Source organism: Streptomyces aureus (assembly GCF_001418135.1).
In the GTDB taxonomy this organism is placed as follows: domain Bacteria; phylum Actinomycetota; class Actinomycetes; order Streptomycetales; family Streptomycetaceae; genus Streptomyces; species Streptomyces aureus_A.
The window spans coordinates 1-12,993 of record NZ_LIPQ01000106.1 but is presented as its reverse complement, the minus strand read 5'-3'; the positions used below and the strand labels follow the sequence as shown (position 1 = coordinate 12,993).

Here is a 12,993-nt window from a genome sequence, read left to right as displayed (position 1 = left end):
CCCCGAGGCCGCCCACCCGCTCCTGGAGAAGCTGGGCGCCCTGCCCGCCACGCCCCGGGCGGTCCTGACGACCCCGCAGGTACGGGCTGCGGTCGCGGCCTCCCTCGACGCGGGTGAGATCTGGGACGAGGACGCGGACACCCTGGACGCGGACGAACTCGTCGAGACCGTCCTCGCCCTGGTCCGGGACGCGGAGCTCGGCCCGGGCGAGGAGCCCTGGCTGGGCGCGCTGGCGCTGCCCGACGAGGACGGCGAACTCTCCCCGGCGGGCGAGCTGGTGATGCCGGGCTCGGCGTTCGCCGCCGTCATGCGCGAGGACGAACTGGCCTACGTGGACGCCGACCTGGCCGCCCGATGGGGCGAGCAGCCCCTCGCCGCCTGTGGGGTGCTGGCCACCTTCGCCCTGGTCCGCGCCACCGACCTCCTCCTCGACCCGGACGAGGTCGAGCCGCGCGAGGGCGACTACCCGGAGCCCGACGACGCGGGGCTTCTGGACGCGGTCGACGTGTGGTGCGAGGACGTCCTGGACCGGCTGCCGGATACGCCGGTGCCGCCGGTGGCGACGGAGATCGTGGCCGTACGGGACCTGGACCTGGTCGATGACGACGCCTGGCCGCAGGCGCTGGCCCTCCTGGCGCAGCCCCCTCTCCGCGACGCCCTCACCCAGCCCGTACGGATCCTCCTGCCGGACGGCACGACGGAGACGGTCCGCTCGTACACGGCGTGGTGGCTCCGCGACCACCCCGTCCTGGGCGGCCGCCGCCCGGCGGGCCTCCGCGCGGAGGGCTCGGACCCGCTCCTCTCCGGTCTGTACGACTCCGCCGACGCGACCGGCTTCGAGGACGAGCAGGTCCTGAGGGCGCTGGGAGTCCGCACGTCGGTGGCGGCGCTGCTCGACGAGCCGGGCGGTGCGGCGGAACTCCTGACGCGTCTCGCGGACCCCTCGCGGGAGGTCACGGACGCCCAGCTCCACGCGCTGTACACGGCCCTCGCGGACCTGGACCCGGAGCAGGTGACGCTGCCGGACGAGCTGCGCGCGGTGGTGGACGGCGAGGTGGTCGTCGTGGACGCGGCGGAGGCGATGGTGGCGGACGCGCCGGACCTGCTGCCGCTGGCCGGCGGGGTGCCGCTGCTGCCGGTGTCGCCGGCGCGGGCGGCGGACCTGGCGGAGCTGTTCCAGGTGAGGCGGCTGAGCGAGGCGGTGGAGGCGGAGGTGGCGACGGTGGGCGAGGAGCACGAGGTGCCGGACTCGGTCCGCACCCTCCTGGGCCCGACGACCCCCACGACGTACATCGAACACGAGGAACTCAGGGCGGCGGACACGGAACTCGACTGGCGCCGCACGGCGGACGGCGTCGTCCACGCCTCGACTCTGGAGGGCGTGGCGGCGGGCCTGGCCTGGTCGGCGGGCCAGTGGCCGCGCCGCTTCGAGGTGGCGGCACTGCTGGAGGACCCGTCGAGGACGGCCGAACTGGCGAGGGACCGCTGGTTCGACTGACGCCGGCGGAGGAGGCTCCTGCTCGACGGGGGTCAGTCGGTGCCGTCCGTCCCGCTCGTCGCGCCACCGCTTCTTCGACCGCAAGTTGATTTCCGTACAACTCTCCGTACAACCTCTCCGTCGGCTCGCGGGTCTGTTGAGGTGTGTGGCGCGAAGCGCCCACACCTCAACAATCGGGGGGATATCACCATGCCTCGTGCAGCCCGCACCCTGGCAGCCGCCGTCACCACCGTGCTCGCGCTGACTTCGGGAGCGCTCGCCGCCGTCCCCGCGACCGCTGCCCCGGCAGCCGGTACCGCGAACGCGGCTGTCGGCGCCGAGGAGCAGACCACGCTGTCGTTCCCCGCCAAGAGCGAGATCGTCAGTGCGGGACCGCACGGTTTCCTCACCAAGGGCGAGAAGCTCCTCTGGACGCGCTACGCCGACGGCTCCACCTCCGAGCTCACCGGCACCCCGCTCGGGAACACCCGGTCGGACATCGTCGTCGTGGAGTCCGCGCCGGACGTCTACCGGATCCACGACATGGCCGGAGGCGGCGAGCTCGCCACCATCGACCTGTCCGGCCAGGGCGTCCCGTACACGTTCCTGGCACTCAGCGGCTCGACGCTTGTCATGTGGTCCGACGGTGCTCTCCACCTGGTCAGCACGACGGGCGGCCGGATCGTGGACCGGAGGGTGCCGGGGCTGCCCTCGTCCACGGTCGTGGAGGCCACGCCCGACACGTTCCTGGTCAAGGGCTGGTCCGACGGCAAGCCGGACTACAGGGTCGTGGACGTCGCCACCGGCACCGTCACCGGGACGGTCACCGGCACGACCGCGGTGCAGGGACTCGGCGATCAGGCCGTCTCCTCGGCCTCTACCCTCGCGACCAGCCGGCGGGCAGCCGACGGGACCTACGGGCTCGTCCTCGTCGACCGGGCCTCCGGCGCGGTCACGACCAAGCCGCTGGGAACCGGCGACCGTGTCCAGGTGGAGATGGTCGGTGACTGGGCCCTCGCGGCGGACCCGCTCGGCCTGACCCAGGCCGTCTCCCCCGGCCTGGTCCCGCTGACCGCGCACCACGTCAAGGACGGACGGTCCCTCTGCTCGTCCACCGCTCGTCCTCGGTCGTCGCCCCCGACGGGACCCTGCTGATGCGCGGTGGCACCAAGGCGCACGGTGAGGGTCTCTACCGGATCTCGCTCGGCTCCGACGGGGTCCCGGCCGCCGAGCCCGTCGCGAGCAGCGGCGAGTCCACCGCGATCAGCCTGCTGCGGTCCGACGTCCCCGAGGCCATCACCCTCAGTAGCGAACCGGACAGCGACGACGCGTACTTCAGATGGTGGCTTTCGCGGCACAACGTGCGCCACGAGGTCGTCCTGCGCCACACCGCAACGGGTCTGACCCGGCGGAGCACGGAAACGCAGACTCCGGATTCGTACCCCCGGTACTACTGGTGGTACGGCGACCTGGACGGTGCCCCCGGCCCCAACGGCGCCTACACATGGGAGTTGACCGTCACCCCGCTCAACGGAATCGGTGAACCCTTCCGTACCTCGGGCGCGTTCACCCTCTCCCGCACCGGCACCCCGCACGACTTCAATGACGACGGCTCGCCGGACATCCTCGCCCGGGACACAGCCGGCCGGCTGTGGCGGGAGGACACGCACTACACGAACTACAAGCTGAAGCCCTTGCGGCGCACCCTGGTGGGCGGCGGCTGGCAGGTGTACGACCGGATCGAGGCGACCGGTGACCTCGCCGGCTCCGCCGTCGGCGATCTGCTGGCTCGGGACAAGGCCGGTGCGCTCTGGTTCTACCGGGGCAAGGGCGACGGCGGGTTCACGGACCGGGCCAGGATCGGGACCGGCTGGGGGGCCTACGACAAGATCACCGGAGGCAGCGACCTGACGGGCGACGGCAGGGTCGACGTGCTCGCCACCGACAGGTCCGGCGGCCTCTGGCTCTACCCCGCCACCGGAAACGTCAACGCCCCGCTCGGAGACCGCAAGAAGATCGGGGGCGGCTGGGCCATCTACAACCAGATCACCGCCACCGGGAACCTCGCCGGAGCCCCGGCCGGAGACCTCGTCGCCCGCGACGCGGCCGGCGTGCTCTGGCTGTACCTCGGCAAGGGCGACGGCACCTTCGCCCCGCGGACCAAGGTCGACGACGGCGGCTGGAACAAGTACACCCAACTCATCGCAGTCGGCCCCCTCCACGTCGGGCGCACCAACGCCCTTCTCGCGATCGGCCTGGCCGGGGTGACCTCGCACGAGGCCACGGGTTCGTGGCGCTACCCGCTCTCCTACCGCAGCTCCGAACCCCTCTTCGCGGGTGAGATCGCCACGTTCAACGACTACTCCTGACCCGCGTCCCGACGCGCGTCCGACTCTCTTCCCGACGCGCAGTCCGCAGGTCCGGCGACCACCCGTCACCGGCTTCCTGGAAGGAACCGATCTTGTCCCCCATGCGACACGCCCCATCCCGGCGCCTGACCGCGGCGATCATCGCCGCCCTTGCCGTCACCGCCGGGACCCTGGCCGCGGCCCCCGGCGCGCTCGCCGCCACCGCCGCCGTCTCCGCGCCCTCGGCCGCCGCCGGGGAGGTGATCCCGTTCCCCCTCGGCTCCGAGATCGTCAGCGCCGGTGCCACCGGCTTCCTCAGCAGCAACGCCGCCGGTGAGTACCGCTGGACCCGTCTCGCGGACGGCAGCTCCACCGTCGTCGCCTCCCAGGCCCCCGTCCTGGCAGGCGCCTCCGACGTCCTGGTCACCACCACCGGCGACCGTGTCCTGCGTGTCCAGGACATGGCCACCGGCGCGGCCCCCGTCGAGATCGACCTCAAAGCGCTGGCCGACGGCACGCACACCGCCTTTGGCGCTGTCGGCGCGACTGTCCTCACCAGCGTGACCACCCCCGCCGGGGCCGTGGAACTGCACCTGGTCGCCTCCGCGGCCGACGGCGCCGTATCGAACCGGTCGGTCACCGGACTGCCCGCCGGCGCCGGTTCGTTCACCCTCGCCTCGGCCGCGCCGGGCACGGCCCTGGTCGGCTTCCAGGCCGACGGCAAGTCCCGCTTCGCGGTGATCGACCTGGCGACGAACGCGGCCACCGAGACGTACGAGAGCCCGCGCCCTTCGGCCCTCTCTCCCTTCGCCGCCGTCTCCGCCACCCACGTGGCCTGGGTCGAGAGCCAGTACGCGAGCCAGGACGAGGCGGTGGTCGTCACCAACCGGGCGACCGGTGCAGTCCAGCGATTCACCGCCAGGTCCGTCAGGGGCGTCAGGATCGGCCTGACGGGTTCCTGGCTGGTCCACCGGACCTACCGGAACGGCCAGTCGGCCTTCGACGCCAAGTCCCTTGGCACCGAGCCCGCGAAGCAGCTCCTGGCCCACGCGACGAGTGTGGCCACCGCCCCTGACGGCACCCTCCTGGTACGCGGCGGCTCCCTGACGATGGGCGAAGGCGAGGGGCTGTACCGCATCGCCGCCGACAGCGACGGCGGCATCACCCGGCAGCTCGTGGCCCGCACCGGCGAGCCGACCGAGGTCGTGCTGAAGGGGCACAACATTCCGCAGGTGCTGGACCTTGACAAGAACCGGGGCGTGGTCCCGTTCACGTTCGAGGTGAGCAAGGCGGCCTCGGCCGACTTCTACCTCCGTCCGGGCGATCTTCCGGATTGCGGTGAATACTGGACATCCGCCTGGAGCGGGAACGGTTCCACGGACGGCGCCGGAAGCTTGACCATGACCTGGGACGGCAGGTTCGACTACCCCCACGGGGGCGAGTTCTCGTCCGGCACGGCGGCGAACGGCACGTGGACGTGGTGTGTCAACATCTCCCCGCACGACGGCGCGGGTCCCTCGGTGCAGCAGAGGGGCACCTTCACCGTCACCCGTAAGCCACACCCGCACGACTTCAGCGACAACGGGTCTCCCGACGCGTTCATCGTGGATGGCGCGGGAGCCCTGGAATCGTGGGACGGTGATTACTCCCCGTCCCAAGGGTGGGTCGGGTGGCACAGCTCCACGCAATCCGTATCGCGGAGTGGCTGGAACGTCTACGACCGTTTCACCATCCCCGGCAACCTCGGCGGCAACGCCGAACCCGACGTCGTCACCCGGGACAGGAGCGGCGGTCTGTGGCTCCACCCCAGCACCGGGAACGATGTCCAGCTCGGCAACCGCAAGAAGATCGGCACCAACTGGGGCGTCTACGACAAGATCAACGGCACCGCCGACATGACCGGTGACGGAAAGCCCGACCTCCTGGCCACCGACAAGTCGGGAAACCTCTGGCTGTACCCCGGCACCGGGAACATCGACGCCCCACTCGGAGACCGCAGGAAGATCGGCGGAGGCTGGGGCGTCTACAACCAGATCGCCACCACCGGGAACATCGCCGGAGCGCCTGCCGGAGACCTCGTCGCCCGCGACGCGGCCGGCGTCCTCTGGCTGTACCTCGGCAAGGGCGACGGCACCTTCGCCTCCCGGGTGCGGATCGGTGGCGGCTGGAACGAGTACACCCGGTTCACCGCCCTCGGCGACGTGACCCGCGACGGCCGCGGCGACCTGCTCGTGTCCTACCCCGACGCGAAGGAGTACGACGGCGAGGGCGGCTACCTGTACGAGAGCACCGGCGACTGGCGGGCGCCCTTCAAGCCCCGCCGGGAGGCCATCACCCCCGGTGGCCGCGGAGACGTCGCCGTCTTCTGATCGATCGGAACTCGCGATCTTGGGTGGGTCAAGGGTGGCCGAAGGCCATCGCGCGGCGACGCGACCGCAGGGAGCGCCCCCGGTTCTGCTCGACGCCCTGTCATTGACGGCCCGGACGCCGGCTGTGCCGACTGCCGGGCCGTCGCCTGACCGGGGCGGCAGGGCTACGCCGGGAACTTGCGGTCCACCCACTTCCACGCGACCTCCAGGAGCAGGCCGCCCGCCGCCGCGATCGCCACCGCTGCCCATGGCAGCGTCGTGCCCACCAGCTTCAGGGCGAAGAAGTCCTGGAGCCAGGGCACGATCAGGACCAGGACGAACGCGCCTCCCATCGTGGCGACCAGGGTCAGGCGCCACCACGTGTACGGGCGGGCGATGATCGCCAGGACCCACATCGAGACCAGGAAGAGGGTGAGGGTGGCCGCGCTCGTCTCGGCCTCCAGGGCGCCTTCGCCGCTGTAGTGGTGGCGGGCCAGGAGGTACGTGGTGAACGTGGCCGCCGCCGCGATGACGCCGCCCGGGATCGCGTACCGCATCACCCGGCGTACGAAGTTCGGCTTGGCCCGTTCCTTGTTCGGCGCGAGCGCGAGGAAGAAGGCCGGGACGCCGATCGTCAGGGTGGAGAGGAGGGTCAGGTGGCGGGGGAGGAAGGGGTACTCCACCTGTGAGCACACCACCAGGACCGCCAGGAGGACCGAGTAGACCGTCTTCGTCAGGAAGAGGGTGGCCACCCGGGTGATGTTGCCGATGACCCTGCGGCCCTCCGCCACCACCGACGGGAGTGTCGCGAAGCTGTTGTTCAGGAGCACGATCTGGGCCACCGCTCTCGTGGCCTCCGAGCCCGAGCCCATCGAGACGCCGATGTCCGCGTCCTTCAGGGCCAGGACGTCGTTCACGCCGTCGCCCGTCATCGCGACCGTGTGTCCGTGGGACTGCAGGGCCGCCACCATGTCGCGCTTCTGCTGCGGCGTGACCCGGCCGAAGACGGCGTTCTCGTCGAGGACCTTCGCCATCTCCTCCCGGTCGCTGGGGAGCGTGCGGGCGTCCACCGTGTTCGCCGCGCCCGGCATGTCGAGCTTTCCGGCCACCGCGCCGACCGAGACCGCGTTGTCGCCGGAGATGACCTTCGTGGCGACGTTCTGGTCGGCGAAGTACGCGAGCGTGTCCGCGGCGTCCGGCCGCAGTCGCTGTTCGAGGACGACCAGGGCCGTCGGGTGGGCGCCGGTCGCGACCTCGGGCGAGTCGAGTTCGTTCGCCGTCCGCGCCAGGAGCAGGACCCGCAGGCCCTGTTCGTTGAGGTGGTCGATCTCGGTGAGTGTCGGGTCCCCGTGGGGCAGGAGGACGTCGGGGGCGCCCAGCAGCCATCTGGAGTTCTCGCCGTCGCCCTCGCTGAACGCCGCCCCGCTGTACTTCCGGGCCGACGAGAACGGCAGGGCCTCCGTGCACCGCCACTCCACCGTGTCCGGGTAGGCGTCGATGATGGCCTGGAGGGAGGCGTTCGGGCGGGGGTCGGATTCTCCCAGGGCGCCGAGGACCTTCCGTACGTACGGTTCGTCGCTGCCGTTGAGGGGGCGGAGCTCGGTGACGTCCATGCCGCCCTCGGTCAGCGTGCCCGTCTTGTCCAGGCACACGACGTCCACGCGCGCGAGGCCCTCGATCGCGGGCAGTTCCTGGACGAGACACTGCTTGCGACCGAGTCGTACGACTCCGATCGCGAAGGCGACCGAGGTGAGCAGGACGAGTCCCTCGGGGATCATCGGGACGATGCCGCCGACCGTACGGGCGACGGCGTCCTTGAAGTTGTTGTCCTTGACGACGAGCTGGCTGATGACGAGCCCGATCGCGGTCGGGACCATCATCCACGTCACGTACTTGAGGATCGTGGAGATGCCCGTACGGAGTTCGGAGTGGACGAGCGTGAAGCGGGAGGCCTCTTCGGCGAGCTGTGCGGCGTAGGCCTCGCGGCCGACCTTGGTGGCGGTGAACGCGCCGCCGCCGGCGACGACGAACGAGCCCGACATCATCAGGTCGCCGGGTTTCTTGACGACGGGGTCGGCCTCGCCGGTGAGCAGTGATTCGTCGATCTCCAGGCTGTCGGCCTCCGCGACCTCCCCGTCGACGACGACCTTGTCCCCGGGTCCGAGTTCGATGAGGTCACCGAGGACGATCTCCGAGGTGGAGAGTTCGGCGGCCACGCCGTCGCGCCGGACGGTCGGTTTCGCCTCGCCGATGACGGCGAGCCCGTCGAGGGTCTTCTTGGCGCGGAGCTCCTGGATGATGCCGATGCCGGTGTTGGCGATGATCACGAAGCCGAAGAGGCTGTCCTGGATCGGCGCGACGCAGAGCATGATCACCCACAGCACGCCGATGATGGCGTTGAAGCGGGTGAAGACGTTGGCGCGGACGATGTCCGTGGTCGAGCGGGAGCTGCGTACGGGGACGTCGTTGACCTCGCCGCGGGCGACGCGTTCGGCGACCTCGGCGGAGGTGAGTCCGGCGGGGCGGTGGACAACGGGTGGCCCCACCGCCTCGGCCTCGCCGCCGTCCGTGTCGATCTTCGCCCGCTGAGTCATGTTTCCGACGGTACGACCGGAACCGACCGTTCACCTGCCGAGAAGGGCGAAGATCAGACCGGGGGAGGAGGGGAATGGTCCCCTGGCATTACGCGCCGGGGTGCGCCTCGGGGTTCCCCGTGGTCTCGCCCGCGGTCTCGGTCCCCGCGGCCCGCGCCGCCTCGTGCCGCTTGATCGCCGCGTCCCGCTTCCGTACGTACCAGATGCCGATCAGGCCGAGTCCGGCGCCGGCGAGGCAGGTCCACACCCACCAGGTCAGGTCCCGGTCGTCGAACCAGCCGTAGAACGGGACCTGGACGAGGAAGAGGACGAACCACAGGATCGTTCCGCCGGTGATGGTGGCGACGACGGGCCCTTCGAGGGGCTCGGGTGCCTCGTGCTTCGGTGTCCACTTCGCCATGAGGGTCAGTCTAGGTGGCGGGAAATCGTATCTACGCGCGGAGATAGACGCCCGCTCGTTCATGTGTTCATACTGAAACGGTTTGCCTCTGGCGGGTTTCCTTCGTACGAACCGCCAACGGACGTCTCCCGAAGAGGAACCCCCCATGAGCACCACGGCCACCGCCAAGGCCATGCCCCCCGAGCCTTCCGCTCCCCAGGAGCCGACCTCGGGTCTCGACCGCTACTTCAGGATCTCGGAGCGCGGCTCGACCGTCGCCCGCGAGATCCGCGGCGGTTTCGCCACCTTCTTCGCGATGGCCTACATCATCGTGCTGAACCCGATCATCCTCGGCAGCGCCAAGGACATGTACGGGCACCAGCTCGACGGCGGCCAGCTCGTCACCGCCACCGTCCTCACGGCGGCGTTCTCGACGCTCCTCATGGGCGTCATCGGCAACGTCCCGATCGCCCTCGCCGCCGGCCTCGGCGTCAACACGGTCGTGGCGCTCCAGCTCGCGCCGAAGATGTCCTGGCCGGACGCCATGGGCATGGTCGTCCTCGCCGGTGTCGTCGTGATGCTGCTCGTCGCGACCGGTCTGCGCGAGCGCGTGATGAACGCGGTCCCGGTCGGCCTGCGCAAGGGCATCGCGATCGGCATCGGCCTCTTCATCATGCTGATCGGCCTCGTCGACTCGGGCTTCGTCTCCCGCATCCCCGACGCCGCGCACACCACCGTCCCGCTCCAGCTCGGCGGCGACGGTCACCTCACCGGCTGGCCGGTGCTCGTCTTCATCCTGGGCACGCTCCTCACCCTCGCCCTGATCATCCGCAAGGTGCCGGGCGCGATCCTCATCTCGATCGTCGTCATGACGATCGTGGCGATGGTGATCAACGCGGTCGCGACCGTCCCGTCCTGGGGTCTGACCACCCCGGAGTGGCCGGGCAACCCCGTCGCCTCGCCCGACTTCGGTCTGGTCGGCGAGGTCAGCCTCTTCGGCGGCTTCGAGAAGGTCGGCTACCTGACCGGCGTCCTCTTCGTCTTCACGGTGCTGCTGTCCTGCTTCTTCGACGCCATGGGCACGATCCTCGGCGTCGGCGACGAGGCCAAGCTGATCGACAAGGACGGCAACTTCCCCGGCATCAACAAGGTCCTGCTCGTCGACGGCCTGGCCGTCGCCTCCGGTGGCGCGACCTCCTCCTCGGCCACCACCTGCTTCGTGGAGTCCACGGCGGGCGTCGGCGAGGGCGCGCGCACGGGTCTCGCCTCGGTCGTGACCGGCGGTCTGTTCTCGGTGGCGCTGTTCCTCACGCCGCTGGCCACGATGGTCCCGTCCCAGGCGGCCACGCCCGCGCTGCTCGCGGTCGGCTTCCTGATCCTGGCCGGTTCGGTCAAGGACATCGACTGGAGCGACTACACCATCGCGGTGCCGGCGTTCCTGGCCATGGTGATGATGCCGTTCACGTACTCGATCACGAACGGCATCGGCATCGGCTTCATCGCGTTCAGCGTGCTGCGGCTCGCGGCCGGCCGCGGCCGTGAGGTCCCGGTGGCCATGTACATCGTGTCGGCGGTCTTCGTCTTCTACTACGCGATGCCGGCGCTCGGCCTCACGTGATCGCGGGGGGTGTCGGTGGCCGTGGCGGCCGCCGGCTCCCCGTCCGCCTCCCCGTAGAACTTCTCCGTCTCGTCGACGGCGGTCTTGAACCGCTCGTCGAAATCCTCGCGAATGAGCGTCCGGACGACATAGTCCTGGACGCTCATTCCTCTTTTCGCGGCGTGACTCCTGAGCCGGTCGAGCAGCTCACCGTCGATGCGCAGGCTGAGCACTGTCGATCCCATGTCGTTCAGGGTCGGGGCAGCCGGGGCTTCTTTGCGTCACTTTCTGGATCCGACTCACTCGTTTGGGTGATACATGGATGCGGAAGCGTGATCCGGGCGCGTGCGGTTCACGCGCGGGGGCAGGCGTGCGGGGGTAAACGGGTGTGATCCGTGCGACGTCCGCGCGCCCCCGTTGGTATTTAGGCAGAGTAATGAGTTAGGCTAACAAACATGCCTGACCTGTCCCACGGCACAGCCGACGACGCCGCGGCCGTGAACGCGCTCCGCTCCTCCGTCATGCGACTGGGCCGACGCCTCAAGCACCAGCGCGTCGACGAGTCGCTGAGCCCCACCGAGATGTCGGTGCTCGGCACCCTCGCGCTCTGCGGCTCCGCCACGCCCGGCGAGCTGGCCCGCAAGGAGCACGTCCAGCCGCCGTCGATGACCCGCATCGTCGCGCTGCTCGAAGCCAAGGGACTGGTCCGGCTGGAGCCGCACCCCGACGACCGTCGGCAGAAGGTGGTCAGCCAGACCGAGCAGGCCGAAGCCATGCTCGAAGAGTCCCGCCGCAAGCGGAACGCCTGGCTGGCCTCGCTCGCCGAGGGCCTGGACGAGGACGAATGGGCCAAGCTGCGCGCGGCTGCCCCCGTCCTGGAGAAGCTCGCCCACCTGTAGTCCACGCGCCAAGGAGGCGACGCACTTTGAGTACGGGACCCGGAGCAGACTCCGCACCCGTCCACAAACCCACCCTCGACACCCGCGGGCGGGGGGAAACCTTCTCCTCGCTCAGGATCCGTAACTACCGGCTGTTCTTCACCGGCGCGATCGTCTCCAACACCGGTACATGGATGGCCCGCATCACCCAGGACTGGCTGGTCCTGAGCCTCACCGGCTCGGCCGCCGCCGTCGGCATCACCACGGCACTGCAGTTCCTGCCGATGCTGCTCTTCGGCCTCTACGGCGGAGTCATCGCCGACCGCTACCCGAAGCGGCGCCTGCTGCTCGTCAGCCAGGCAGCCCTCGGCCTCTGCGGCATCGCGCTCGCCGTCCTCACCCTCTCCGGCAGCATCCAGGTCTGGCACGTCTACCTGATCGCCTTCCTCCTCGGCATGGTGACCGTCGTCGACAACCCGGCCCGGCAGGCCTTCGTCTCCGAGATGGTCGGCCCCGACCACCTCCGCAACGCCGTCTCCCTGAACTCGGCGAACTTCCAGTCCGCGCGGCTCGTCGGCCCCGCCGTCGCCGGTGTCCTCATCGCCGGTGTCGGCAGCGGCTGGGCCTTCCTCCTCAACGGCCTGTTCTTCCTCGCGCCGCTCACGAGCCTCCTGCTCATGCGGACGAGCGAACTCCACAAGGTGGAGCGCGCCCCGCGCGGCAAGGGCCAGCTGCGGGAGGGCCTGCGTTACGTGGCCGCGCGACCGGATCTGATCTGGCCGATCGTCCTCGTCGGCTTCATCGGCACCTTCGGATTCAACTTCCCGATCTGGCTCACCGCCTTCTCCGGCGACGTCTTCCACGTCGGCGCCGGCGCGTACGGCTTCCTCAACACCCTCATGGCGGCCGGCTCGCTCGTGGGCGCCCTCGCGGCGGCCCGGCGCGGCTCGACCCGGCTGCGGATGCTGGTGATCGCGGCGGCGGTGTTCGGCATCCTGGAGATCGCGGCGGCCCTGTCGCCGGCGTTCTGGCTGTTCGCGCTGCTGCTCGTCCCCATCGGCATGATCGGCCTCACGGTCAACATCACCGCGAACTCGGCCGTCCAGATGGCGACCGACCCGGCCATGCGGGGCCGGGTGATGAGCCTCTACATGATGGTCTTCGCCGGCGGTACGCCGATCGGCGCGCCGCTCCTCGGCTGGGTCACCGACACGTACGGCGCCCGCGTCGGCTTCGCGACGGGCGGCGTGATCTCCCTGGCGGCGGCGGTCGTCGTGGGCCTGGTCCTGGCCCGGGTCGGCGGCCTCAAGGTCGCCTGGGCCTGGCGCCACGGGCACCCACAGGTGCGGTTCGTGGCGCGGGAGCGGCTGGC

The 12,993-nt window shown here is 70.5% G+C and carries 9 protein-coding genes and 1 pseudogene; 7 read left to right on the top strand and 3 right to left on the bottom strand.

The genetic code is table 11. The features are described 5' to 3' along the window. The 4 genes and pseudogenes from AOK00_RS11235 to AOK00_RS11220 form a co-directional block, all read left to right on the top strand. Window positions 1-1,498 (top strand): annotated as a pseudogene (locus AOK00_RS11235) (sacsin N-terminal ATP-binding-like domain-containing protein); the annotation flags it as partial. A 189-nt stretch (window positions 1,499-1,687) separates the two neighbouring features. Further along, window positions 1,688-2,632 (top strand): hypothetical protein, encoded by a 945-nt coding sequence (locus AOK00_RS11230; RefSeq protein ID WP_055600167.1) that lies wholly within the window; start codon window positions 1,688-1,690, stop codon window positions 2,630-2,632. Further along, window positions 2,632-3,846 (top strand): hypothetical protein, encoded by a 1,215-nt coding sequence (locus AOK00_RS11225; protein ID WP_055600166.1) that lies wholly within the window; start codon window positions 2,632-2,634, stop codon window positions 3,844-3,846. Before AOK00_RS11230 ends, AOK00_RS11225 begins: the two co-directional genes overlap by 1 nt. Before the next feature lie 101 nt (window positions 3,847-3,947). Continuing rightward, entirely contained in the window at window positions 3,948-6,194 is a 2,247-nt protein-coding gene (locus AOK00_RS11220; protein ID WP_055600165.1) for an FG-GAP repeat domain-containing protein, read from the top strand. A 164-nt stretch (window positions 6,195-6,358) separates the two neighbouring features. Here the strand turns inward: AOK00_RS11220 and AOK00_RS11215 are convergent, their stop codons facing one another. Further along, window positions 6,359-8,767, bottom strand: a complete 2,409-nt coding sequence (locus AOK00_RS11215; protein WP_055600164.1) for a cation-translocating P-type ATPase — start codon at window positions 8,765-8,767, stop codon at window positions 6,359-6,361. 88 nt (window positions 8,768-8,855) lie between these two features. After that, window positions 8,856-9,167: a DUF2530 domain-containing protein gene (locus AOK00_RS11210; RefSeq protein WP_055600163.1), complete on the bottom strand. Its 312-nt coding sequence runs from the start codon at window positions 9,165-9,167 to the stop codon at window positions 8,856-8,858. Between the two features lie 145 nt (window positions 9,168-9,312). Between AOK00_RS11210 and AOK00_RS11205 the strand changes: the two genes are divergently transcribed. Further along, window positions 9,313-10,764: an NCS2 family permease gene (locus tag AOK00_RS11205; protein ID WP_055600162.1), complete on the top strand. Its 1,452-nt coding sequence runs from the start codon at window positions 9,313-9,315 to the stop codon at window positions 10,762-10,764. On the opposite strand, the gene AOK00_RS11200 is transcribed toward AOK00_RS11205, so the two are convergent. After that, window positions 10,734-10,988 (bottom strand): hypothetical protein, encoded by a 255-nt coding sequence (locus AOK00_RS11200; protein ID WP_055600161.1) that lies wholly within the window; start codon window positions 10,986-10,988, stop codon window positions 10,734-10,736. The genes AOK00_RS11205 and AOK00_RS11200 overlap by 31 nt on opposite strands. A gap of 210 nt (window positions 10,989-11,198) precedes the next feature. On the opposite strand from AOK00_RS11200, the gene AOK00_RS11195 reads away from it, so the two are divergent. Then, window positions 11,199-11,642, top strand: coding sequence for a MarR family winged helix-turn-helix transcriptional regulator (locus AOK00_RS11195; protein WP_055600160.1), 444 nt, complete (start codon window positions 11,199-11,201; stop codon window positions 11,640-11,642). Between the two features lie 26 nt (window positions 11,643-11,668). Then, window positions 11,669-12,993, top strand: a 1,325-nt coding sequence (locus AOK00_RS11190; RefSeq protein WP_055600159.1) for an MFS transporter, incomplete at its 3' end; no start/stop codon positions are given.